The organism is Rhodocista pekingensis (genome assembly GCF_042665545.1).
GTDB lineage: Bacteria > Pseudomonadota > Alphaproteobacteria > Azospirillales > Azospirillaceae > Rhodocista > Rhodocista pekingensis.
The window spans coordinates 203,280-227,558 of the sequence record NZ_JBHTCM010000018.1 but is presented as its reverse complement, the minus strand read 5'-3'; the positions used below and the strand labels follow the sequence as shown (position 1 = coordinate 227,558).

Sequence of the window (24,279 nt, the reverse complement as noted above, 5' to 3'; positions counted from 1 at the left end):
GATACGAGAGGGGCTGCCATGCCTCTCCCAACACCCGAGCGCAGGTTTCGTTACGCGCTCTAAGCTGACGGAACTGGCGCAAGGACCGGAAGTTGCGGCTGGACCGCGAGTTCCCATCGGCTAAACTCCCGCCGCCAAGATCATCAACCGCCGCTACGTTGCGGCTGGACCGCGAGTTCCCATCGGCTAAACTCAGGACCGCCTTCGTCCGCACCCCATCCCCGTTGCGGCTGGACCGCGAGTTCCCATCGGCTAAACTGATGGAGGCCGCGACCCCGTCGACCGTCACGTTGCGGCTGGACCGCGAGTTCCCATCGGCTAAACTACCTCCCCCGTGCCGCTGTTGCGGAGGTAGGTTGCGGCTGGACCGCGAGTTCCCATCGGCTAAACTGGTCAGCATGACCGTCCAGGCGGCATAGGTGTTGCGGCTGGACCGCGAGTTCCCATCGGCTAAACTCGGGCACAGCACATGCAGGTGCGTTGCTGCGTTGCGGCTGGACCGCGAGTTCCCATCGGCTAAACTCGCGCAGGACTTCTCCCGCCTGTGCGTGGTGTTGCGGCTGGACCGCGAGTTCCCATCGGCTAAACTCGCGGCACAGCTCCTGAACGAAGCGAAGGTGTTGCGGCTGGACCGCGAGTTCCCATCGGCTAAACTGGCTCCTGGCGCCGTGCGCGTCCATGTCATGTTGCGGCTGGACCGCGAGTTCCCATCGGCTAAACTGGCGCCCAGCACGTCCATGCAACGCTGGTGGTTGCGGCTGGACCGCGAGTTCCCATCGGCTAAACTTCAGGAGCTGATCCGTGGGCACATCAACAAGTTGCGGCTGGACCGCGAGTTCCCATCGGCTAAACTCCGATGCCGAGGCTCTGCGGGCCATCCTCTGGGTTGCGGCTGGACCGCGAGTTCCCATCGGCTAAACTTATCAGGTGAAGACCCAGGACAAGCTCCAGGTTGCGGCTGGACCGCGAGTTCCCATCGGCTAAACTGAGACCTACCATGTGCCGTGCCCGACCTGCGGTTGCGGCTGGACCGCGAGTTCCCATCGGCTAAACTAACGCCGTTCGTATCCGGCAGCTCCTCCGCGTTGCGGCTGGACCGCGAGTTCCCATCGGCTAAACTCGTGGCGGCACCGCCGAGGATGATGTCATGCGTTGCGGCTGGACCGCGAGTTCCCATCGGCTAAACTAGCACCTGTGTGGCGACCGGCTGGGCACGCCGTTGCGGCTGGACCGCGAGTTCCCATCGGCTAAACTGTCCTGGTCCGTCAGGAACTCTCGGGACATGTTGCGGCTGGACCGCGAGTTCCCATCGGCTAAACTGGTGGTCGTGGATTTCGGCCGGCCGGCCGGGTTGCGGCTGGACCGCGAGTTCCCATCGGCTAAACTGAAGGCTACCCAGCGGAATGGACCGCGCCAGTTGCGGCTGGACCGCGAGTTCCCATCGGCTAAACTGACGGCCGCGGTTTCGTGCAGATCAGTGGCGTTGCGGCTGGACCGCGAGTTCCCATCGGCTAAACTGTCGTGATCTGACGCGTGGGCGCGTGGCGCGTTGCGGCTGGACCGCGAGTTCCCATCGGCTAAACTCCGTCGGGTGTCTACCGCACGACCGACAAGGTTGCGGCTGGACCGCGAGTTCCCATCGGCTAAACTCAGCGTCCAGAACATCAGCCCGCCGCTGGTGTTGCGGCTGGACCGCGAGTTCCCATCGGCTAAACTCACGACCTTGGTGTCCCACTTGTACGGTCCGTTGCGGCTGGACCGCGAGTTCCCATCGGCTAAACTTGGGTGAAGCGTCGCAAGGGGGCGGCGAATGTTGCGGCTGGACCGCGAGTTCCCATCGGCTAAACTCTACCCATTTAGCGCATGACGCCAGTCACGGTTGCGGCTGGACCGCGAGTTCCCATCGGCTAAACTATCGAGGCCGCGCAGCACAGCGCGGCCCTGCGTTGCGGCTGGACCGCGAGTTCCCATCGGCTAAACTTTCGGGTCGCTGGCATTCCAGCACGAGAACGTTGCGGCTGGACCGCGAGTTCCCATCGGCTAAACTTGTCCTTCCATGTCAGTCGATACAGTGTCGGTTGCGGCTGGACCGCGAGTTCCCATCGGCTAAACTTCGAAGGTTGCGCGGTTTGGTGCAACGGGGGTTGCGGCTGGACCGCGAGTTCCCATCGGCTAAACTGGCGGGCGCGAAGCGGATCGCGGCCCCCCAGTTGCGGCTGGACCGCGAGTTCCCATCGGCTAAACTCCTAGAGCAGGGCAACACGGAGGAGGAGGTGTTGCGGCTGGACCGCGAGTTCCCATCGGCTAAACTCCCTGCGCTGGGCGCCGCGCAGGACCCGGCGTTGCGGCTGGACCGCGAGTTCCCATCGGCTAAACTGTACCGCGCCGCGGTCGGGCTGGAGTAAGCGTTGCGGCTGGACCGCGAGTTCCCATCGGCTAAACTGCCGCCGTCCCGGTGTAGGCGGAGCAGCCCGTTGCGGCTGGACCGCGAGTTCCCATCGGCTAAACTCGAGGGCTGGTAACCCCCGCGCCCGAGCACGTTGCGGCTGGACCGCGAGTTCCCATCGGCTAAACTCCGGCGCTCCCGAAGCTGCTTCCGCGGCTCCGTTGCGGCTGGACCGCGAGTTCCCATCGGCTAAACTGCAGCAGGCCAACAGCATCAACGGCCTATCGTTGCGGCTGGACCGCGAGTTCCCATCGGCTAAACTGTCGCCGGGATGCTCGCGGTGCATGTGGTAGTTGCGGCTGGACCGCGAGTTCCCATCGGCTAAACTCAGGATCACGGCCATCTGTCCCGGCGCCTGGTTGCGGCTGGACCGCGAGTTCCCATCGGCTAAACTCCCAGGCGACGGCGCCGCAGGCGGACATAGTTGCGGCTGGACCGCGAGTTCCCATCGGCTAAACTCTCTGGCGCGGCATCCGCTCGCGCGGATCTTGTTGCGGCTGGACCGCGAGTTCCCATCGGCTAAACTCCGCGTGGTGGGTGGTCGAAGCCGTGGGGGGTTGCGGCTGGACCGCGAGTTCCCATCGGCTAAACTGCTGCGAAGAGCATCTCAAGGAGGAGGTCGGTTGCGGCTGGACCGCGAGTTCCCATCGGCTAAACTCGCATGGCGGAGGACACGCTTCAGTTCCGGGTTGCGGCTGGACCGCGAGTTCCCATCGGCTAAACTTCCCGCCAGCCGCAGGCGTCAGCCCCCCCAGGTTGCGGCTGGACCGCGAGTTCCCATCGGCTAAACTCACCGCGGCGGCGTTCAGGCGGTTGCCGGCGGTTGCGGCTGGACCGCGAGTTCCCATCGGCTAAACTAGCTGGGCGCGCGAGGCGCTGGCCGGCCTGGTTGCGGCTGGACCGCGAGTTCCCATCGGCTAAACTCTGGCGCTGGCCCTGACCGTGGGCCTCTGCGTTGCGGCTGGACCGCGAGTTCCCATCGGCTAAACTTCATGCGAACGCCGTTCGCATCAGCCGATCGTTGCGGCTGGACCGCGAGTTCCCATCGGCTAAACTGCGGGCCGCGCTGTCCGCCCTGGTGGCGGGGTTGCGGCTGGACCGCGAGTTCCCATCGGCTAAACTTCAGCAGCGCGCCGATCGCGTCCCGGGCCAGTTGCGGCTGGACCGCGAGTTCCCATCGGCTAAACTCATGGACAAGCTGATCCATACCGTCAGCGCGTTGCGGCTGGACCGCGAGTTCCCATCGGCTAAACTGCGGACGACGATCTGCCGACCGAACGGATGGTTGCGGCTGGACCGCGAGTTCCCATCGGCTAAACTCGACGTGGCCCCGACCGACTGCCGGCGCGGGTTGCGGCTGGACCGCGAGTTCCCATCGGCTAAACTACAACCGACGGTGAAGAGAAGTAACTCTGCGTTGCGGCTGGACCGCGAGTTCCCATCGGCTAAACTTCTGCTGGAGCGCGCCAGCGCCATGGCTGCGTTGCGGCTGGACCGCGAGTTCCCATCGGCTAAACTGCTGAGATGGCCGCGGAGGAGCTGCCGGATGTTGCGGCTGGACCGCGAGTTCCCATCGGCTAAACTCCGACCCGACGCAATCCATTGAAAAGATGGATGAAAGCGGGTCGGGGTTCTCCTTGGAACATGGCGGAATCCCTCAGAACAGCACGAACTGGTCGCGGCTTTTCTTCCTGCCGACGGTGCGCCCGTCGAAACAGACCATGGCTGCATATTGCCGGTCGGTGAAGGTCAGAACGTGGACCGCCCCGGTGGCAGGCACCACCGCGCCGATCTTCCGCACTGCCACCTCTGCCTGCTCCTTACCGGCGAAATGCCGCAGGTAGACGGAAAACTGCGACATTTCGAAGCCGAGATCGAGCAGATCATTACGGAACCGGGTTGCTGCCTTCCGCTGGGACTTGGTCAGGACGGGGAGGTCGAACAGCACCATCACCCACATGATGCGGTACCCGCTCAGCATGGGGTGGATGGGCCAGATTCGACCGGCGCCAAGTCGAGCGGCAAGGGCGACAGCGGCAGATCAGGCGCGCCGCGCCCCGTTTCGAACATCTGCGCCAGCGAAAGGGCAAGGCGTTGCAGGCACGTCACCACCGGGGTTCGCCCCAGACGGGTCGGCAGATCGGCTTCCAGCAGGGCCGCAAGCTGCCGCTTGGCCTCCGGTGTCACCTCCGACACGCCCGAATCCAGCAGCCGGACCACCAGCAGATCGGCGAGGGGCCGGAACGGTTCCATCAAGTCGTCAACAAGCGCCATGGCGTTGACCGCACTGCGGTGGTGCAGTCCCAGGGACGGGTGCAGGCCGGCCGCCATCACCGCACGGGCGGTACCGCTGCGCAGGATCGTATAGCCATAGTTGAGCAGTCCGTTCGTGCCGGGCAGATCGGGGTCACGCCGGAACCCGTCACCGAGCAGGAGAGGCCAGTACCGCCGTGCCGCCTGGCCCTCCAGATTGTCCGGATCGCCCGATCGTACCCGCGCTGCCAGCCCGTCGAAAGCACCGGCCGGCCGGCCGAGCGCCGCGAGCACGGCACCTTGATTCTCGATCTTGGCCTTGACCAGGGACTGCCAGCACCGCTTGACCAGCGGCTGGCGCGCGGCGATCTGCGCACGCATACGCCCGGCCTGGATGTGATGGCCGTCAACAGGCCAGAGAATGGCGGCCGGCTGGTGGTTTGCTGCACACAGGACGAAGGGGATGCCCCGCTCGGTCAGGGCCAGCAGAAGGTTGGTCGAGTGGGTGAGGCCATGGGCGTTGGCGACAACCGCGGCGATGTCGTCCAGCGGAACACGACCGACCTCCACCCCGTCCGACCGGACGAGGAGGAAGCCGCGGTGGAGTGACAGATGCCGCCCCTCCCCCGCGATCTCGACCACCCGCCCGACCATTTTTCACGCTCCTGCGCCCGCGCTGTCGGGATGGGGACCCGGGTCCTTGACCCGGCCCGTCGGGCCGACATTGACCTTGCGCCCTCCGCGCCGGCGGAGCTGGTCGAAGGCGATCAGCAGCCAACGGAACCCGTCATCGGGATCGTCGTGCCGCTTCTGGAGCGTGCCGGCCTCGTGCACGGCGGCGAGCCGTACCCGCTGGCCGGCCACCTCAAGCTGGACGACACGGTATACCGTGTCTTCCCCGGCCAGGCGGACGCAGTCGCCCTTGAACAGGCGCATCACCCCATCCGGCCCCAGGGCGGGAAGACCGCCGCCACGGTTGCCGGCGAAAACCGTGATCCCCCGCCCCTCCCAGCGCACACCCCCCTTGCCGTCGGGCACGCGGACGACATCCACGCACAGGTTCTCGCCCGCCACCACCGCCTTGTAGGGCAGGCCGGTGCGGCGGTCGTGGATCGGGATGAAGTCCTTCTCCGGCTTGGTCAGGCGCACATGGCGCAAGCCGGCCCAGGGCCCGCCTGTTTCGGTCTGGGCCAGCGCGAACGCGTCCAGGACCTCCCGCACCGCTTTAGCAGTGGCCTTCTCGGGCAGGTGTGCCAGGGCTGCGAGCACCGCGTCGCGCAGCGCCGGGTCGCGGATGCGCGCGGCTTCATTGCGGTTCAGGTCGGCGAATCCCTTCCGGTAGACAAGCGTGTGTCCCTCCGGGTCACGGTTCCTGTCCGGCGCAGCCGGGTCGCGCCGGTGCGGCGGGATGATGCCGTAGGCCGTCTCCTCATGCAGCCGTCCCGACGTGCGGCCCGTGCCCTTGCGGAGCGGCCCGCCGTCCTTCGGCTGCGACAGCCCGTGCTCGGGCCGATGGGAAACGGCGACCCGGTGGATGCGGGCGGCCACCTGGTCGCGGAAGGTGGGGAAGGGTGGCTCCAGGTCATCGAGCAGGCGCACCTTGTCCTCGAACGCCTCTGCCCGGCCGGCCGCCGTCTGCACCTTCTGCAGGGTCGCCTGGTCGATACAGGCGATGACGGCGGCGTCCACCGCGTGGTGTCGGTGGTCGGTGCGGGTCTTGCGGTTCTCGTCGCCCAGCAGCCCGTTCAGCCCCCACTTGGCCCGCAACAGACCGGTGAGCGTGCCACTGGTTACGCGCACGGGGTTGCGGCGACCTACCGGCTGGGTCTCCGGATCGGGAAAGAGGCTCTGCAGGTAGATCCGAGCAAGGCGGGAGAGCTGGCGGGTCTCGTTCAACTGCCGGCCCAGGAAGCCGCCCTCGGCATCGAAGCGGTGCATCGCCTCCGGCTCGAACCGCCAGCGCTTGCCCTTGTTGCGGTTGCGTTTGGCCCAGGCCTCGATCTCTTCCCACGGGGCGATGCCGGGCGGGCGGGGCTGGCCCGGGCCGAAGGCCTCGAACGGGGTCTTGTTGCGCTTGGCGCGGTTGGCCTCGCGCAGGCAGACGACGCGGTTGTTCAGTGAGTCGTCGAAGGACCGGCTGAAGGGCAGGATATGGTCGATCTCCACCGCGGCGGAGAACAGCTGCTTGATGCCGATCTGTTGGCCGGTATAGGGGCAGGGGCGGTCATGGGGTGGCCCCTGCTCCTCCCACAGCTTCAGGCGGGTGCGCAGCTCGCCCGACGGTTCCAGGCCGTACTCCCGGATGATCTTGTCCCGAGCCTCATTGGCGCGCTGGTTCTCCGCCTGCTTCTTCTGCGCCTCCGCCCGCTCGCGGGCCGACCGCTTCAGATCGCGGGCCAGCTCGACGACGATCTCCGTCGGCTTGCCGTGTTCGGCGATGATGGCGTTCAGGACAACGCGCAGCTGGTTGAGCGCCATGTGGACGGTCGGGTTCGGCACCCGACCGAAGAACGCCGTTTCATCCCCGCGCTCCCGGTCGGCCGGCTCACCCGACCCGAAGGCGACGAAGCGCTCGCACGCCTCCCCGTAATAGGGCAGGACCGACCGGTCCGTCATATGGCCGCGCAGGTCGGAATGGTGCAGGCCCAGGGCGGCGGCGGCCTCCGGGAAGCTCTTTCCCCCTTCCATCAGCGGGACGATGACGGCGAGCGCACGGCGGCCGAGACGGCAATGCCCCTGCGGCAGCGGTGCGGCGACGACCTTGCGCGCAGTCTCCGCATCCAGGCCGAATTCCGCCTGGAGGGCGGCGGTCAGTTTCTCCTCGTCCTGCTCCCTCAGCCACAGCTCCACCAGGGCCGTGCGCCGGTCGGGCGGCATGGCATCCCAGGCGCTCCCCAGCCGCACCCGCTTGCCCTTGCCGCGCAGGATGGCGGCCGTCTCATCCCCGTCCAGCCCGTCACGCTTCTCATCCTCCAGGTTGATCTCCGCCCCCCCCGGCAGGCCGGCGGTCTTACGGATCTTGGCGAAGGTCAGTCCCTCATGGGCCTGAAGCGCCCGGAGAAGCTTCAGCCTCTGGTCCGGGTCCAGGGGACAGGGCGCCTGGCGCGGGTCGGTCTGCCAGCGCAGATTTGAGAGTTCATGCAGGATGCGGAAGGTCTGGGCGATCGGCAGTGCCCAAGGCGCGCGCTCATCCTCCGGATACAGGGTGCAGCGTCCCGGCTTGACCGGCTTCAGATCACGCTGGCGGAACATGGTCCGGCGGATCTCATCCCAGCCTGCGTCGGACACGTCCGGGTGGTGCGGCACCTGGGCCGCGCGGATCGCGTCGAACTCCGCTTCGATCAGGCGACGGGCGGGATAGAAGGGGTAGCTGACCTTTACCCCGGTCCGCATCGGCCGGGCGCGGGCCGGTTGTCCTGCATCCAGCCGGTGGCGCAGATAGGCACCAACCGTCACCGCCTCCGTCGCCGCCATCTCCTCGACCAGCTGGGCGATCCCGGCATCGATGGCCCCCTTCTCGTTGTCCTCTTCGCCCGCCACGCGCATGGATTTGAAGCCGCGGCGCTGGCCCAGATGGAACAGGGCCCGGCCGAGCGCGTGCGGCTCCAGCCGTTCGGACAGGGCGCGGCGGCGCAGATCATAGGGCTCCAGCGCCTCTAAGACCTTGCGCGCCGTCGGGTCGGCGGGCATCAGCCCCTGGGCGACAAGGGCGCGCAGCAGGTCACGCTTGCGCCGCAAGCTGCGGTCGCGCCGCCGCCGCGCCTGACGTGCCAGCCGCCGATCCGCGGCCAGCGACTGCTGCGATTGAGGATCGCGCCCGTCCGGAAAGATCCGGACGCCAAGCCCATGAGGGAGAAGACGCACCGGGTTCCCATCCGCATCCAGGGCGATGCAGCACCACCCCAGCGAGTTCGTGCCCAGATCGATGCCGATGCGGTAGTGCAGGGGTTTTGACATCTTGTCGGCGTCGTCGTCAACGGAACGACGAGCCCCTTGGATCTGGTTCATGTTTTGCTAGCTCCTCGGACCAGGCATCACCAACGGCACCTAACAAGAATAGGAATTTCAATAAAAAAAGTACAAAATGCAAGATCGTCAACTTTCTCGCCAATGCCGCTGCGATGAGGTAAAAAAAATCGGCGACGTGCGGAGGGCTAGTCCACACGTCGCCGGGCTGCGGTTGGGCTTAAGGGCTCAAGGTGGAGGGCGGCCAGTGCATCCATTGCGGCATGCGAGAGCCGGCCACTCACGTTCTTCTGGTTTTGCGCGTGTGGCGCATGACCCGCTCCTTTCCGGTGATTCCCATCGGCTCACCTGTACGGGAGAGTGAGGCTACCGCAGCCGCCCGTCAAGAAAAGTGTTTTACGAGCACATTCGGCTTTGATAGTTATTAACCACAGGCTGTCGGGCAGAACATGAGCTTTTGCATAGGGCCGCCCGATGTGGCATCTAATGCGCCGTCGTCCTTGGAACGCAAAGTCGGATCGTGCTCGTAGTTGCGGCTGCGACCCCTCTTCGCGAACCATAGGCGAAGGTTGACGGCCGTTGCAAATCTGGTTTAGTTTTCCCGTAACGGTGACCAACCCGTTTAGCCGATGGGAACTCGCGGTCCAGCCGTTAACAAGCCTTCCGGCCCCGGTCGGTCATGGCACGAAATCCGGGGCGGCTTCGGCCGCCCCCTTTCGTTTCCCAGCCCCCCGGCCCGAACTGACGGAACTGAACCGCCCCGGGTTTGCCGGAGGCCCCCAACTCCTGAGAGGATGGGGTCATGACGAACCGGACGACGAACAAGTTCTCACCTGAGGTGCGCGCTCGGAGCGCCAGCTGATGGAGCAGCTGGACTACGCTCTGCTGTGCCGCTGGTTTGTCGGGCTCGGGAGCGATGACGAGGTCTGGCACCCAACGGTGTTCTCCAAGAACCGCGACCGCCTGCTGGACGGCGACATCGCCCAGCGGTTCCTGGCGGCGGTCACCGGCCATGCCAAGGTGCGCGGCCTGCTCTCGGACGAGCCTTTCCCGGTCGACGGCACGCTGATCGAGGCCTGGGCCGGCGTGAAGAGCTTCCGGCCCAAGGACGGGGATGACGAACCGCCCGGACCCGGCCGTAATGCCGAGCGCGACTTCCACGGCGAACGGCGCAGCAACGAGACGCATGCCTCCACCACTGACCCGGATGCCACGCTCTACCGCAAGGGTCCCGGCAAGGAGCGAAGCTGGCCCATAGGGGCCTCTGCTGATGGAGAACCACTCCGGCCTGGTCGAGGTGGCCAGGCTGCCTTCGGCGGCGGGTCGGGTCGAGCGTGAGGCGGCCATCGCCATGGTCGAGGCCGTGCCCGGCCACCACCGCATCGCGCTGCGGGCGGACAAGATCCTATGGGGGTGATTGGCGGCGGGAGCGGATGAGTAGAATGCCCGCCGATCCCAACGGAGGAGGCGACGCATGCTTGCACACGGCACCCCGAGCGACCGCACCATCTTCGTGGCCCTGGAACTGAGTCGCTCCAGTTGGCTCGTGGCCGTCAGCGCACCGGGCTGGATCAAGGTCAGCAAGCACCGCGTCGAGGCCGGTGACGGGGCGGGGCTGATCGCGCTGCTGGCCAAGGTGAAGGAGGACGCCGAGCGCCGCGTCGGCACGGGGCTCGCCGTGGTCACGATCCAGGAGGCGGGGCTCGACGGCTTCTGGCTCCATCGGCTGCTGGTCGCGAACGGCGTCGACAGCCACGTCGTCCACGCCGCCTCCTTGCAGGTTGATCGCCGTCAGAGGCGGGCCAAGACCGACGCCATCGACGCCGAGGGACTGCTGCGCGCCCTGATGGCCCATGCCAGGGGCGAGCGGCGGGTGTGCTCGATGGTGCCGCCGCCGACCCCGGAGGACGAGGACCTGCGCCGGGTCGCGCGCGAGCGCGAGAACCTGATGAAGGAGCGCATCCGGCACACAAATCGGGTCAAGGTCCTGCTGGGCGGCCAAGGGATCATCGACTACGAGCCGATGCGCGCCGACCGCAAGGTCAGGCTGGTCGCGCTGTGCACCGGTGACGGGCGCCCGCTGCCGCCCTGGCTGGCGGCCGAGATCGGCCGGGAGCTCGACCGCCTCGAGCTGGTGCTCTCCCAGCTCTCCTCGGTGGAGGCCGAGCGGGACCGCCTCCTCCTGGCCGCCCGCGAGGCGGAGGAGGCGTCGCCCGCCGACCCGGTCCCACTCCTGATGCGCCTGAAGGGCATCGGCCCGGAGTTCGCGACGGCGCTGGGGCTGGAGGCGTTCTTCCGGCACTTCGGCAACCGCCGCGAGGTGGCGGCCTACGCCGGCTTGGCGCCGAGCCCATGGAAGAGCGGCGGCATCGACCGCGAGCAAGGCATCTCGAAGGCGGGCAACCCGCGCCTGCGCCGGACCATGGTCGAGCTGGCCTGGATGTGGCTGCGCCACCAGCCCGACACGGCGGCGAGCCGGTGGTTCCGTGAGCGCGCCGGCCGGGCCGGCGGGCGGGTCCGGCGCATCGCGATCGTGGCGATGGCGCGCAAGCTCCTGGTGGCGCTGTGGCGCTACGTGAGCGAGGGCGTGGTGCCGGAAGGCGCCGTCCTGAAGGCCTGAGCCGAGACGGAACCGCATCCGCCGGGGCGAGCCGATCGCCGCGGCGGGTCCGGGCGGGCAGCGATCGTCCGTAACCCTGGCTGCGAGACGCCGCAGTAAAAGATGGATCCTGCCCTTCCCGAGCCCCGGGACCTCGTGCATGAGGGATCATGGTCCGGACGCCCGATGGGCTCCGACCGGATGTGAGGAGATGCGGGCCTCGGTGCCCGCATGGCGAAGGGGGCTCGCGTCCGGATGCGAAAGTGGTGCGCGCGATGCCGCGGCGGCCCGCCACGAGGAGGAAACGATGATGGCTTGACGACCGGAACCCTCATGTGAGGGCTATGACAGCAACGTCATGCGCCGGAAGATCGAAGCCAAGGGCGCTGCGCCCAACATTCCGCCCAAGGTGAACCGCCGCTGGAAGAGTTGCTTCTCCCCCTACCTCTACCGCAGCCGCAACGCCATCGAGCGCATGGCCAACCGACTGAAGGACTTCCGCCGCATCGCCACCCGATACGACCGGCTGGCCGTCAACTTCCTCGCCGCCGTCCAGATCGCCGCCGTCGTCAGCTACTGGTTATGAGTCCCGGCCCTAGCCAGTTGAAGTTTCATCACAAAACTCGTTCACAAGGTTACGGAGGGCTCCCGCGTAGGCGGATCAGCAGCGTGGACGAGATCTGGTCCGCAGCATGAACCAGGGTCGCGTCCGGCAGATGCGTGTATCGGCTGGTCACGGTCCCCGAACTATGCCCCAGGATCGCCCCAATAACAGGATCGCTATAGCCGAGTTCCGCTGCGACGCTTGCAAAGCCATGGCGCAGCCCGTGCGGGATGAGATGCTCCACCTCCGTGCCGCCGATCATCCGCTGCCAAGCCTTAGGGAAACCTCGATAAGGCGCCTTTCCTCCATCAAGGCTGAAGACATAGCCCCGCCGGCTGAAAGCGCGCTGCTCATCCAGCAGATCAAGCACCGCCGAGCCCAGGGGTCTCACCGAACCGCCGGTCTTTGTCTCTGCCAGCACAAGGCACCGGTTTTCGAAGTCGGCCTCGGACCACCTGAGCTTCTCGATCTCACCCCGGCGGCAGCCACTCAGGGCCAGGACTCGCGCGATCCGGATGGGGATCGGGTTCACACCGGCGGCTTCTGCATCCGCTAACGCCTTGCCCAAGGCTGCATACAGCGCGGGCGTGATCTTCACGTCACGCCGGCGATCAGCCGGCTTTTGGACTCCATGCATTGGGTTGCTATCAATCAGGCCCTTCGAGCGGGCATAGGTCAGGATGGCGCCAAGTAGCCCGACGGTCCTTGCCGCGGTGCCGGGCCCACCGCGGACGACCGCCTTCCCATGCGGCTTGGTCTTGATCACGGAGGCAGTTTTGCCAGCCAAGACATCGCGCTGGAACGCCACGATGTCCGGCGACGTCAGATCCTTGACCAGCCTCTTCCCAACCAAGGGAATGATGTGCCGGTGAATACGTCCGCGATCCGTGGCGAGGGTGGACGCTTTCTTCTGCCGACCCAATCGCGTCAGAAGCAGCCCGCTTTCGATATCCGACAGGTAGTCCTCGCAAAGCTGCCGAAGGGTGATGGCCTTCCGCTCCGCTTGGCGGGCGCCTGCCGGGTCCTCACCCCGATAGACATCGGCCCGCAGGATACGCGCCTGGCGCCTTGCCTCCTCCGGAGTCACCGGCCCGTGACGGCCGATTGCCATCTGACGCAGACGGCTTCCATGGCGGTATTGGAGCACGTAGCTCTTTTTCCCGGACGCGAATACCCGGATCCCGAAGCCGGGCACCTCATCATCCCAGGCAAAGTAATCTTTGGGCTGGGGGTGAGCGCGTCGATGACGCGTTTCGTGAGCTTGGGCATGACCTCTTCCCCGGGCGCTGCGGAATCACTGCGGAATCACCAGGGAGCAAACACGGGAAAACCCTGAGAAAGCCGTACCAACGGGAATGGGCCGAAAACTGCATCAGATCAATGGGTTGGGAAACACGGGCAAATTCGGGAAAATCCGGGGAAACAAAAACGAGCATCCTCCGAAGGCAGAGGTCGTGAGTTCGAATCTCGCCGGGTCCGCCAGCTTCCTTGACACTCTCCGGAATACCTGACCTGCCCGTCGCGGCCGGCCGATTCCTTCGGTCAGGCCGGCGGTTCCGCCTGCCGTTGCGGCAGGACCCGCAGGCCCCGTGTCCGGCAGTATTCGACGATGACCTCCGTCGCGGGTGCCGGTGAGCCCGGCCGCCCATCGGTTTCCTCCGCATCGGAGAGGTCCAGCGCCCGGCCGCGCCAGACGCCGTCGCCCGCCGGCCGCAGCCAGATCACGGGCGCGCGGCCGGCCTTGCGCCGGTCGGCGTCGGCCAGCCCGTCCGTCAGGAGCTGCGGCACCAGGGCGTCCTGGCCGCCGAGCGGTGCCAGCCGCCGGGGGCAGCGGCATTCGGAGGCTTCCACCACGCTGAACGCCCGGTCGTCCCCGGCCCCGAGGAAGCGCGGCGGCCCGTCGCCGTCGGTCGCCAGCAGGACGGTGTGGCTGTCGATCAGGCGGGTCCGCGGATCGTCCTCCGTCGGCTCCGCCTGTTCGGCGGACTGCGCCCACTCCTCCCGCAGCCCCTGGCGGAAGGAGAGGCGCGCCACCCGGCCCCGTTGCCTCCTGGAGAGATCGGCACCTTCCGCCGCGAGGTGCCGGGCCGTCAGGGCATCGGGGACTCCAGCCGGTTCCTCGGCATAGACCGCCTCCATCAGCGGGCGCAGATCGTCGGCCAGGATCAGGGCATCGGGCGGCAGGCCGGGGCGGCGGGCGGGAAGCGCGCCCGGATCGAGAAGGTAGCGCGCGGTCAGCCACAGCCGCGCATCGTCGGCATAGATCCGGGCCGCCCCGCTGAACAGGCTGCGGTACCAGGCCGGGCCGGGCCGGTCGGGCCGCGGCGTCAGCAGGAGGACCGGGCCGTCGGGCCGGCGCTCGACCCCGTCGGGGGCGGGCGCGCCGTCCGGCATCCGCGCATGGCGCCGCCGCCGTCCCAGCCGCTGCACCACCGCGTCCGCCGGGGCGAGGTCGATCACCATCTCGTCCGCATCCAGGTCCAGGCTCTGCTCCGCGGCCTGGGTGGCGATGATCAGGCGGCCGCGCCGCGCCGACGGCCCGCTGGTCTTGCCGATGGCATCCAGCAGCGCCGCCTCGATCCGCGACCGGTCCGCCGGCAGGAAGCGGGCGTGGTAGAGCAGGGGATCGAGGTCCCGCAGCCGCTCCCACGCCGCCACCGCGTCGTCCACCGTGTTGCGGAACCAGAGCACGCAGCGGCCCTGCGCCAGCCAGCCGCGGAGGCGGTCCTCCACCGTGTCCAGGTCGTGCGCCGGCTCGAACCGCACGGGGCGGGTGCCGGGGCCGGAGACGGGGGCCAGCGGGTGCTGGGCGATGCCCTGCCCGCTGACCAGGGTCAGCAGGGGATAGGCGCCCGGCCGGGTCCGCTCCGCCATGGCCGCCACGTCGGCCCAGCCCGCCCCCTCGGCATAGGCGCGGACCAGGTCCTGGCGCAGGCGGGCGGGCAGGGTGGCGGACATCAGCACCACCGGATCGCCCATCCGGCCCTGCCAGCGCAGCAGCGCGTGCAGCAGAGTCTGCATGTAGCTGTCATAGGCGTGGACCTCGTCCACCAGCAGGACCTTGCGCCACAGCCCCGCCAGCCGCACCGTGGCGTAGCGGGCGCGCAGGGCGCCGGCCAGCGCCTGGTCCACCGTGCCCACCCCCAGGTCCGTCAGCAGGGCCCGGCGGGAGGAGCGGTTGAACCAGTCCAGGGCATAGCCCTCCCCCTCCTCCAGTCCCGCGCGGGTCGGGGTGACGGCGTAACCCGGGGTGCGGTGGCGGCGGCTGTGGGCCAGGACCACCTGCGGCACCTCCGTGAACAGGGCGGCCCCGAAATCCAGGCCGCCGGCGCGGTCGAACCTGCGGGCGAAGGCGGCGTCCGCGGTCGCCATCGTGGGCAGGCCGACATAGGCGCCGTCCGCCCGGTCAAGCGCGATCAGCCGGTGCGTGATCAGGTCCCCGGCCTCGGTCTTTCCCGCACCGGGCAGGTCCTCGATGATCGTCAGCAGCGGTCCGTCGGGCAGGGCGTCGGCCGTGAACAGCCGGTCGGCCAGGGCCTGCAACGGCGTCGGCACCGCCGGCGCCCCGTCCCGCCCCAGCCGGGGGAACAGCGCGGCGAAGCCGGCGGGCGGCCGCGGCGTCAGCCGTCCGAAGGGTGTCGGCCTGAGGGCGTCCAGCATCCGCCGCGCCGTCGGCAGGGCCGTGTCCTCATAATAGGCGCGCAGCTCCTGCGGCTGGACCCGACAGGCGAAATGGCCGGAGGACCCCAGCCAGTCGCAGAGCGTGAACAGCCCGTTCAGCAGCGGCGACAGACGCTTCAGCCCCTCCCCGTCCGGAATCCCCTGCCGCCAGCCGAACAGTTCCGCCACCGCCCGGACCAGCGCCGCGGCGATGTCCATGTCGTCGTCGGTCAGCGCCCCCGTCTCCGTCAGCACACGGAACTTCGGCAGGTCCAGGACGGGCCGCCCGTGATGGCCGGTGGAGAGGGTGAACAGCTCCTGCATCACCGGCAGCGCCGCCACGCCCCCGTCGGGCAGGCCCGATCCGGCGCGGTGCCGGGCCAGCAGCCGCGACAGCAGCACCTGACCGACCGCGCTGTGATGCTCCCGCATCCGCTCCTGTCCGGTCAGGTCAAGGCCCAGCGCCAGGGCCGCCTCCCGGTCCGACGCCTGGAACCCGGTCGCCACCTTGCCGATGTCGTGCAGCGCCAGGACGGTCAGCAGCATCGCCCGGGCCGTGTCCCGGTCCAGGCCCAGCCCGTCCGCAAGGCGGGCGAGCAGCGCCGGCCGCCGCTCGAACCCCGCATCCAGAACAGCGGCAACGTCCAGCAGATGAAACACCAGGAGATGCAGACCGCTGCGGGCCTTGCCCCAGCGGGAGAAGATATCCGCCATCACCGACACCTGGGCATTGCGCCGCATATTTCGGCGCCGCATCCTACCACCATAGTACGTACCCTTTTACCACCGCATCCGCCTTTGGTGTGAACAGACGACGAACGGGGGCGATATGTACTGGTTCGACTGTCAAATTCCCGTGGACCGACGCTCCGGCCCCGGCGTCGCCACGCCGCTGGAGCTGACCTCCCGCTACGGGGATGACCCGATCCTGGGCGTGCGCCTGGGGCACCCGCTGGCGGACCGGGGATTCGAGTTCCTGATGCGGGACATCCTGCAAGCGGCCCTGGCGCCGGAGGATGCGACGGCGTGGCGCCGGATGCTGGTCGAGCCGCCGGGACCGGAGGCGCTGGCCGCGGCCCTGGCGCCCTACCGGGAGACGTTCCGGCTGGACCACCCGACCCATCCGGCGTTGCAGGTCCGACCCGCCCCGGAGCGTCTGGCGGAGGCGGCCGCGAAGAAACCGGCCAGAAAGCCCGCGTCCGAGGCGGAAGAGGACGGGGAGGAGGAGGAAGCCGGCGCCCTGCCCATCGCCGCCCTGCTGCCCGATCTGCCGACCGGGGAAGCGGTGAAAAAGGATGCCGACTTCTTCATCCGGCGCGGCAGCGTGACGGCCATCGGGGCCGGCCCCATCCTGCCGGTGCTGTACGCGCACATGGTGCTGTTCCCGCCGGGCGGCGGCGGCTATCTGGGCCTGCCGCACGGGGCCGACAGCATCAAGTTCCAGTTGATCGGCCGTACTCTGTGGGAAACGATCTGGCTGAACGTCCTGACCCGGGGGGCGGAGGGCGGCGGCGATGCCGTCTGGCCGGCCCGGCCGGATGATCCCACGGCCTTTCCCTGGCTGGACCCCGCCCTGCCCGGCATGCCCCTGGGCCGCAAGGAGGACGGGGCCGCCCGGCCGATGAACCGCGCCGCCCTGCACCCCGCCCACATCCCCATGCCCCGCCGGTATCTTCTGGCGCCGCCGGTCCAGGGCCGGTGCGACCTGACGGGAAGGGAGGGGCCGGTCTTCACCGGCTACAGCCGCTGGCCCAAGGGATTGCAGTACCAGCCCGACGGCTGGTGGTTCCCCGCCATGGTCCGGATCGAGGATGCGGCCAAGCCGGACGCCCCGCCGCAGTTCCTCCGCGCCCGCGGCCCCCTGCGCTTCGACGACTGGCTGGAGTCCGCCATGCTGAAAGACGAGGAGCGGGCGCCGGACCGGAAGGACAGGCCGCAGGGCAAGGTGCGCCGGCTGCCGCCGGTGCTGCGACAGTTCAAGGCCGGCGCGGCGGGGGCGGCGGAACTGTCCGACGGGGGCACGCGGGCGACCGCGCTGATGGAGGACGGGTCCGTGCGGGTCCGGGTCTTCGCCCAGTACCCGTTCGGCAAGGCCGTCGGCGGCATGAGCCAGCGGGAACTGCCGCTGTGGCACCTGCCGGCGGAGCGGCAGTCCTGGCTGGGCGAGGTCGTGTCCAAGGATGTCGGCCGGGTGAAGGAGATGGCGGGCGCGCTCCAGATCTCCGTCCGGGCGGCCGTGACCAAGGGGCGACGGGACGGCTCCGCCGCCCTGGCCGACACGCTGGGCGATGCCCTGCTGGCCGCGGTGGACGGGCAGGCGACGGAGCACGCCGCCGCCCTGGCTGCCCTGGCCCGCGACATCGCCGACCGGGCGGCACGGCAGGCCGCGGCGACGGAGTCGCGGACCGACCTGCTGAAGCGGACCGGCCGGCTGGCGCTGGCGCTGTTCGACGAAGCCTTCCCCGTCGACCCGACCGGCGTCACCGACAAGGCGCTGACATCAGACGACCGCTTCTCCATCCCGGCGGAGCGCGACCGGCTGCTGGGACGGCTGGGACACATCCTGAAATCCGACGACTGAACGGGGTCCGACGCATGAGTGAGACCGGAAAGGACCCGGCGGACACCCCGCCGGACGCAACGCCCGAGAAAAGAAAGCGCACCGCGGTCGAACGCTGGTTCGCCGCCTTGCAGAACCCGCTGGCCCGCGGCGATCGCGCCGCCCTGCGCCGGGCGCAGACCGTGACGGAGGCCTGCATGGTGCCCGCCAGTTATGCCCTGCCCGCCGCCCTGATGGCGAACGCCCGGACGGATCGTCACCCCGAGGCCGAGACGGTGGCCCGCATCGCCATGGCGCTCGCCACGGTGGACACGGATACGGACACGCTGAAGGTGCAGACCGGTGCCGCCCTGGACGGCGACGACGACGCCCCCACGCCGAACGTGCGGAGGCAGCGGACCGGGGCCGCTCTGGGTCGCGCCTTCGCCGTGCGCCGGCCGGACACGGGGAAGCCGCGGGTCAGCGGCGACCGGCTGCGCCTGATCTGCACGGCGGACGACCCGGACGAGTTCCTGCGCCTGCTGCGCGGCGCCATCCGCCTGCTGGAGGAAAAGGCGCCCGTCGCCGACATCGCCCGTGTCGTCGAGGCCTGGCACCGGCCGGCCGCCCGGGATGCGGCCCGGCGCCAGATCCTGCTGTCCTATTTCCAGACCAACCATGACGCCTTCGCCGACCTGATGGAGCCCAACGATGCCTGACAGCCTGCTGCCCCCCGTGGCCGTCGCGGACATGATCCAGTTCCATGTGCTGACCGCGTTCCCGCCGCACAATGTCAACCGGGACGAGGACGGGCGGCCCAAGACCTGCCAGTTGGGCGGGGTGATGCGGGGCCGCATCTCCAGCCAGGCGAAGAAGCGGGCCCTGCGCTTCGCCCCCCATTTCCCCACGGCCCAGCGCGCCACCCGCACGCGCGAGGCGGGCATCCACACCTTCCTGAAGCTTACCGCGGCGGGGATCGACACCACCTCCGCCGTCTGGGCGGCGCTGGCGGTGAACCATGCCACCGGCGGCGGCGGCAAGCCCCCCAAGGCGGAGGATGCCCAGGCCATCGCCGCCCCCGATCAGAAGAAGCAGTCGGACGCCTACAAGAAGAAGGAAAAGGCCATTACCGATATGATGGAAAAGCAGGGGCTGGACCGGGCGGCCGCGGAACAGGAGTGGCTGACCGGACAGGTCCGCACGGAACAGGGTCTCGTCATCTCCACGCGGGAGTTCGCGCGGATCGAGGAGGGCATCGCCCACCTGACCGCCGCCTGGGCCGCGGACCGCGACGGCTTCCCCGCCGTGCTGGAGGGCTGGGTCCGGCAGGTGTGCAAGGAAAGCCTGCTGACCCGGGCCGACCACGACCTGGACACCGCCCTGTTCGGGCGCATGGTGGCGGCGGACGCCGATTTCAACGTGGAGGCCGCCTGCGCCGTCGGCCATGCCTTCACCACCCACCGCTTCGCCGTGGAGGGGGACTATTTCTCCGCCGGGGAGGAACTGAAGGTGCTGGGCGGCACGGGGGCTGCCATCACCGGCTATGCCTTCTTCGGCGGCGGCGTCTACTACCAGCATGCGGTGCTGGACCGCGGCCACCTGCGCACCACCCTGTCCCGGGGCCGCAGCGCGGAAGAGGCGGAGCGGCTGACCGTGCAGGCGGTGGACACGTTCCTGACCGGCCTGCTGTTCTCCCAGCCGCGCGGCAAGTGCAACAGCCACGCCAGCGACGTGGCCGCCAGCTATGTCCTGGCGACCCGCGGCGGCGATCCGGCCCTGAATCTGGGGCTGGCCTTCCTGGACCCGGTGAAGGCGACGGAGGACGTCACCGACCTGATGTGCGCGTCCATCCGGCGCCTGACGGACTTCCACCGCGACCTGACCGCCGCCTACAGCCTGGGCAACGCGGTCTGCGTCCTGAACGCCTATCCCCCCGCCCGCGGCAACGACGCTCCCCGGGCGCCGGAGGTCTGGACGGTGGAGGAACTGCGGCGGTTCGTGCAGGGGCGGGGCGCATGACGGAGCCTGTCGCGCATCTGTGCTTCACGCTGGCGGCGCCCTACGGCGCCTGGGGGGCGGCGTCGCAGTCGTCGGCCACCACCGCCTGGAAGGCGACGGAGCTGGCCCCTTCCCGCTCCGCGCTCACCGGTCTGCTGGGGGCGGCGCTGGGGCTGGAGCGGGCGCATCTCGGCCGCCTGTCGGAGGCGCTGCGGTTCGCCGTGCGCACCGGCATCCGCCCCACCCGCGACCCGCAGCCCGACTACCACACCATCAGCCGCGCCCACCGGCCGGAGGGGCGGGAGCACTGGTCCCGGTTCGAGGAACTGCGCCCCGCGCTGGCGGGCGGGCACCAGGAGGGGGCGCTCCTGTCCCGGCGGGAATACTGGTCCCTGGGCCTGTGGACCGTGGCGGTGGCCTCCCTGGACCCGGTTGGCGTGCCGCTGGACCGGCTGGCGCAGGCGCTGCGCACGCCGCGCTGGCCGCTCTATGCCGGGCGCAAGGCCTGCACCCTGGGCCTGCCCCCCGATCCGGAGGTGCGGACCGGCCCCGGCCCCCTGTCCGTCCTGCTGGAGTATGGCTGGCCGTGGCAGCGGAAGCCGGGCCTGGACCGGCCGCTGTTCCTGCTGCGCAGGGCGGTGGAGGCGGCGGAAGCCGTGCAGACCCTGGCCGTCGACGAGGACTATCCCGGCGCGCCCGTGGCGGATGCGGCGACGGGCGCCCTGCGCGCCCTGCGGCGGCGGGACCGGCTCGATCCCCTGCCCCTGCCGGGCGGCCGCATCTATCAGCGCTTCCAGGAGCGGACGGAGCTGGTGGCCACCCTGCCCCGGCCCGCGGCGACGACAGGAGGGGCGGCATGACGGACATCGACCAGGAGGACGCGCTGGAAGACGTACCGGAGAACGCGCCCGGGAGTCAGCCGGACCGGGCGCCGGCGGTGACGGGCCCCGTCTGGGAGAGCCGGGTCGTCCTGGCCCCGCGCAGCCCGGCGGCCCTGCAGTCCATCCTGGGACCCGACATGCGGCGCCAGGACGGGCAGTTCGCGCACCGCATGCTCTGGACCCTGTTCCCCGACCGCCCGGCGGCGCGGCGGGAGGGGCTGTTCCTGTTCCATGTGGAGGGGACACGCCCCTTCTCCGCCATCGTCCGGTCGCGGGTGCCGCCGGAGGACGGGCTGGGCGGTGTCTGGACCATCACCACCCGCCCGTTCGAACCGGCGCTGGCACCGGGCCTGACCCTGCGGTTCCGCCTGCGGGCGGTGGCCAGCCGCTGGCAGCCCCGGCCGGGCGAGCGGCGCGGCCGGCGGCAGGACGTGATCGTCGCCGCCTGGCACGACCTGCCGGAGGAGCAGCGCACGCCGGAGGATCTGGAGAAGGCGGCGGAGCACGCGGCCCTGGACTGGCTGGCCCGGCAGGGCCGGCGGGGCGGTTTCGCCCCCGTCGAGGGGGCGGTGGAGGTGCTGGACTATGACCGTGCCAGCCTGCGCGCCGGCGCGGGACGGGGCGGACGCGACCGCTCCATCCGCTTCGGCGCCGTCATCTATGAGGGCCTGCTGACCGTGACGGACCCGCAGGCCTTCCACGCCACGCTGGTCCAGGGGTTGGGCGCCGGTCGCGCCTATGGCAACGGCCTGATGCAGATCGCCCCCGCCCGCTGAGCCCCGCCCCCTGAGCCCCCTGCCCGCCGGGCGCGGCCCGCCGGCAGGGGACAGGGGCACGGACCGCCGCGCGGGCACCGGGTCCTGGACATCGTGAATACCGACCCTCCGCCGCCCGGCCGACCCCGCCGGGCGGCGGCCCCGCGGGCGGTGCCCGCACAGCAACCGACGGAGCAGCGGAAGCGGGGGCGCCCGGCGACGGTGATCCTGGTTGTCTTCTGGATCAGCGCGGGCCCCCGCGGACGGCGCCTCGGGGGCACGGGGGCACGGGGGCACGGGGGCACGGCCCGTCGCAGCTCGGCATGGAAAGAAACAGCCAGGATCAGACCCCGGCAGAGACTTCCACCCCCCGCCCCCGGACCCGGGATCACCCGCCCGACGGGCACCCATGACTTGCAGGACTTGCAGCCTCCGTGACAAGGGGATAGAACAGGCAAGACTTCCGTCGGAAATCCGTTCCCGACCAACCCGTTGCCACCACAGTCGCCCCTGCCCCCGCAGGGATGAACCCCGTGCCCGGGCCGCCTCAAGGACGTTCAGTCCGTCGCCCCTGCCCCCGCAGGGATGAACCCCTCGGCACGCTGGAGGCCGCGACCGCGACGGCGTCGCCCCTGCCCCCGCAGGGATGAACCCCGAAGCGCCAAGCCCCCAGGCGCTGGTCCAGAGTCGCCCCTGCCCCCGCAGGGATGAACCCCCAATGCACCGACAAGGAGAGGAACAGCGCTTGTCGCCCCTGCCCCCGCAGGGATGAACCCCCGAACAGTCCATCGGCGAAGCCGTTACCCGTGTCGCCCCTGCCCCCGCAGGGATGAACCCCTCACACCTCCCGATGTTGCGCCGCTTCGCCAGTCGCCCCTGCCCCCGCAGGGATGAACCCCTGACGGGCGTTATCATCTCCGTAGCGGCGATGTCGCCCCTGCCCCCGCAGGGATGAACCCTCGCGCTCCAGCGTCGCGATGCGGTCCTGAAGGTCGCCCCTGCCCCCGCAGGGATGAACCCCGCTCGCGGACAGGAAGGGGGTGCGGCATCAGGTCGCCCCTGCCCCCGCAGGGATGAACCCCGCCGTAGCGGGGCCGCGCTGGGTCGACCTGTGTCGCCCCTGCCCCCGCAGGGATGAACCCCGGACGTCGTCCTTCGGCCTGACCAGCAACACGTCGCCCCTGCCCCCGCAGGGATGAACCCACGACCTTCTGCGTGCCGTCGGTGGGATCGACGTCGCCCCTGCCCCCGCAGGGATGAACCCATCGGGGAAGACAAACTCACCGATTTCCTCAAGTCGCCCCTGCCCCCGCAGGGATGAACCCTCCTGTAGCTCATAGGTCGTGGACCGCCGGCCGTCGCCCCTGCCCCCGCAGGGATGAACCCGCCGCGGGGACGGCCGAGCGCTTCCGGGCCTTGTCGCCCCTGCCCCCGCAGGGATGAACCGACGACCGCCTTGTCTGGCGGCTGGAGCTGGCCGTCGCCCCTGCCCCCGCAGGGATGAACCCACGCAGGCGCCGGAGCTGGTCCGGGCCGATGAGTCGCCCCTGCCCCCGCAGGGATGAACCCCGCCTGGGCTCACCGTTCGGCAGCAGGTAGGCGTCGCCCCTGCCCCCGCAGGGATGAACCCCATGCCGACAAAGGCTGAATTGGCAATCGCCAGTCGCCCCTGCCCCCGCAGGGATGAACCCGTCAAGGCGCTGCGGCAGGTCTTCGGGTGGGCGTCGCCCCTGCCCCCGCAGGGATGAACCCCAGGACCAGAAACAGGGGCGGTCCCCCTATAGGTCGCCCCTGCCCCCGCAGGGATGAACCCAGCGCTGACCAGGTGCAGAATGCGCTGAACTAGTCGCCCCTGCCCCCGCAGGGATGAACCCCGGGACCTAACCGGGCAGTCGCAGAACTTCGTGTCGCCCCTGCCCCCGCAGGGATGAACCCACCGATGGTCAGTGGGAGCCGGGGACGCTGGAGTCGCCCCTGCCCCCGCAGGGATGAACCCACCGCATTCGACAGCGGCTTCGTGGTATCAGCGTCGCCCCTGCCCCCGCAGGGATGAACCCACCCCCGGGCAGGTCGGTCGCGACAAGGTGCGGTCGCCCCTGCCCCCGCAGGGATGAACCCCGACCTGCGCTGTCGACGACAGACGTGTGTCGGTCGCCCCTGCCCCCGCAGGGATGAACCCGCATGGACACGCTCCAGGCCAGAGTGCTGGAGTCGCCCCTGCCCCCGCAGGGATGAACCCCTGACGGGCACCCCCTTCACCCAGGGGCCCGTGTCGCCCCTGCCCCCGCAGGGATGAACCCAACCAGCACTCGGCCGCCTTCGGCGCCAAGGCGTCGCCCCTGCCCCCGCAGGGATGAACCCGGCGGCCCCGGGCTCACCTTGGCCGAGGCGTGGTCGCCCCTGCCCCCGCAGGGATGAACCCGTGAGGCCACCATGATCTGCCTGGGCCTGGACGTCGCCCCTGCCCCCGCAGGGATGAACCCTGGTCGGGCCGGCAATGATGGCGCCGACGGTCGTCGCCCCTGCCCCCGCAGGGATGAACCCTTGTCGTCACCGGAATAGCTGGCGGTCGGGAAGT

At 69.6% G+C, this 24,279-nt stretch carries 11 protein-coding genes, 3 pseudogenes and 2 CRISPR repeat arrays (1 of these 16 cut by a window edge); of the genes and pseudogenes, 8 read left to right on the top strand and 6 right to left on the bottom strand.

What is annotated here, in order from left to right; genetic code table 11:
* Nucleotides 1-91 precede the first annotated feature (91 nt).
* Nucleotides 92-4,030: a CRISPR direct-repeat array (repeat unit 36 nt; unit sequence GTTGCGGCTGGACCGCGAGTTCCCATCGGCTAAACT).
* 73 nt (nt 4,031-4,103) lie between these two features.
* From cas2 to cas9, 3 genes are read right to left on the bottom strand one after another with little or no spacing between them, the layout of a single operon-like run.
* Complete coding sequence (gene cas2, locus ACFQPS_RS16450) at nt 4,104-4,406, bottom strand: CRISPR-associated endonuclease Cas2 (RefSeq protein ID WP_377360301.1); 303 nt, start codon at nt 4,404-4,406, stop codon at nt 4,104-4,106.
* Nucleotides 4,407-4,420: 14 nt separating this feature from the next.
* Nucleotides 4,421-5,353, bottom strand: a complete 933-nt coding sequence (gene cas1, locus ACFQPS_RS16445; RefSeq protein ID WP_377360300.1) for a type II CRISPR-associated endonuclease Cas1 — start codon at nt 5,351-5,353, stop codon at nt 4,421-4,423.
* 3 nt (nt 5,354-5,356) lie between these two features.
* Nucleotides 5,357-8,656 (bottom strand): type II CRISPR RNA-guided endonuclease Cas9, encoded by a 3,300-nt coding sequence (gene cas9, locus ACFQPS_RS16440; protein ID WP_377360299.1) that lies wholly within the window; start codon nt 8,654-8,656, stop codon nt 5,357-5,359.
* An 852-nt stretch (nt 8,657-9,508) separates the two neighbouring features.
* Between cas9 and ACFQPS_RS16435 the strand changes: the two are divergent.
* The 3 genes and pseudogenes from ACFQPS_RS16435 to ACFQPS_RS16425 all read left to right on the top strand — a co-directional run.
* Nucleotides 9,509-10,067: pseudogene (locus tag ACFQPS_RS16435) on the top strand (transposase); the annotation flags it as partial.
* A 72-nt stretch (nt 10,068-10,139) separates the two neighbouring features.
* Nucleotides 10,140-11,285, top strand: coding sequence for an IS110 family RNA-guided transposase (locus ACFQPS_RS16430; RefSeq protein ID WP_377360298.1), 1,146 nt, complete (start codon nt 10,140-10,142; stop codon nt 11,283-11,285).
* A gap of 316 nt (nt 11,286-11,601) precedes the next feature.
* Nucleotides 11,602-11,850, top strand: a pseudogene (locus ACFQPS_RS16425) (IS5/IS1182 family transposase); the annotation flags it as partial.
* 49 nt (nt 11,851-11,899) lie between these two features.
* Here the strand turns inward: ACFQPS_RS16425 and ACFQPS_RS16420 are convergent.
* From ACFQPS_RS16420 to cas3, 3 genes and pseudogenes are all read right to left on the bottom strand, one after another.
* Entirely contained in the window at nt 11,900-12,721 is an 822-nt protein-coding gene (locus tag ACFQPS_RS16420) for a tyrosine-type recombinase/integrase (protein ID WP_377360306.1), read from the bottom strand.
* Nucleotides 12,722-12,877: 156 nt separating this feature from the next.
* Nucleotides 12,878-13,081, bottom strand: a pseudogene (locus tag ACFQPS_RS16415) (Arm DNA-binding domain-containing protein); the annotation flags it as partial.
* Nucleotides 13,082-13,410: 329 nt separating this feature from the next.
* Entirely contained in the window at nt 13,411-16,242 is a 2,832-nt protein-coding gene (gene cas3 / locus ACFQPS_RS16410; protein ID WP_377360297.1) for a CRISPR-associated helicase Cas3', read from the bottom strand.
* Nucleotides 16,243-16,384: 142 nt separating this feature from the next.
* On the opposite strand from cas3, the gene ACFQPS_RS16405 reads away from it, so the two are divergent.
* From ACFQPS_RS16405 to cas6e, 5 genes are read left to right on the top strand one after another with little or no spacing between them, the layout of a single operon-like run.
* The gene (locus tag ACFQPS_RS16405) at nt 16,385-18,109 is read left to right on the top strand and encodes a type I-E CRISPR-associated protein Cse1/CasA (RefSeq protein WP_377360296.1); all 1,725 of its coding nucleotides are present in this window, start codon (nt 16,385-16,387) and stop codon (nt 18,107-18,109) included.
* A 14-nt stretch (nt 18,110-18,123) separates the two neighbouring features.
* On the top strand, nt 18,124-18,786 hold the full coding sequence (gene casB, locus ACFQPS_RS16400) for a type I-E CRISPR-associated protein Cse2/CasB (RefSeq protein ID WP_377360295.1): 663 nt from the start codon (nt 18,124-18,126) through the stop codon (nt 18,784-18,786).
* Nucleotides 18,779-20,086, top strand: a complete 1,308-nt coding sequence (locus ACFQPS_RS16395; RefSeq protein WP_377360294.1) for a type I-E CRISPR-associated protein Cas7/Cse4/CasC — start codon at nt 18,779-18,781, stop codon at nt 20,084-20,086. The genes casB and ACFQPS_RS16395 overlap by 8 nt, the downstream gene beginning before the upstream one ends.
* Nucleotides 20,083-20,925, top strand: a complete 843-nt coding sequence (gene cas5e / locus ACFQPS_RS16390) for a type I-E CRISPR-associated protein Cas5/CasD (protein ID WP_377360293.1) — start codon at nt 20,083-20,085, stop codon at nt 20,923-20,925. Before ACFQPS_RS16395 ends, cas5e begins: the two co-directional genes overlap by 4 nt.
* Nucleotides 20,922-21,722 carry a type I-E CRISPR-associated protein Cas6/Cse3/CasE gene (gene cas6e / locus ACFQPS_RS16385; RefSeq protein WP_377360292.1) on the top strand — a complete coding sequence of 267 codons (801 nt, stop codon included), beginning with the start codon at nt 20,922-20,924 and terminating at the stop codon, nt 21,720-21,722. Before cas5e ends, cas6e begins: the two co-directional genes overlap by 4 nt.
* Before the next feature lie 482 nt (nt 21,723-22,204).
* A CRISPR array of direct repeats spans nt 22,205-24,279; the repeat unit is 29 nt; unit sequence GTCGCCCCTGCCCCCGCAGGGATGAACCC; it runs 393 nt beyond the window's last position.

Bases quoted from the DNA above. Each gene is read 5' to 3' on its own strand.
- cas3 (WP_377360297.1), bottom strand. From the start codon at position 16,242: ATGGCGGATATCTTCTCCCGCTGGGGCAAGGCCCGCAGCGGTCTGCAT.
- cas9 (WP_377360299.1), bottom strand. From the start codon at position 8,656: ATGTCAAAACCCCTGCACTACCGCATCGGCATCGATCTGGGCACGAAC.
- ACFQPS_RS16395 (WP_377360294.1), top strand. From the start codon at position 18,779: ATGCCTGACAGCCTGCTGCCCCCCGTGGCCGTCGCGGACATGATCCAG.
- cas2 (WP_377360301.1), bottom strand. From the start codon at position 4,406: ATGTGGGTGATGGTGCTGTTCGACCTCCCCGTCCTGACCAAGTCCCAG.
- cas1 (WP_377360300.1), bottom strand. From the start codon at position 5,353: ATGGTCGGGCGGGTGGTCGAGATCGCGGGGGAGGGGCGGCATCTGTCA.
- casB (WP_377360295.1), top strand. From the start codon at position 18,124: ATGAGTGAGACCGGAAAGGACCCGGCGGACACCCCGCCGGACGCAACG.
- cas6e (WP_377360292.1), top strand. From the start codon at position 20,922: ATGACGGACATCGACCAGGAGGACGCGCTGGAAGACGTACCGGAGAAC.
- ACFQPS_RS16430 (WP_377360298.1), top strand. From the start codon at position 10,140: ATGCTTGCACACGGCACCCCGAGCGACCGCACCATCTTCGTGGCCCTG.
- cas5e (WP_377360293.1), top strand. From the start codon at position 20,083: ATGACGGAGCCTGTCGCGCATCTGTGCTTCACGCTGGCGGCGCCCTAC.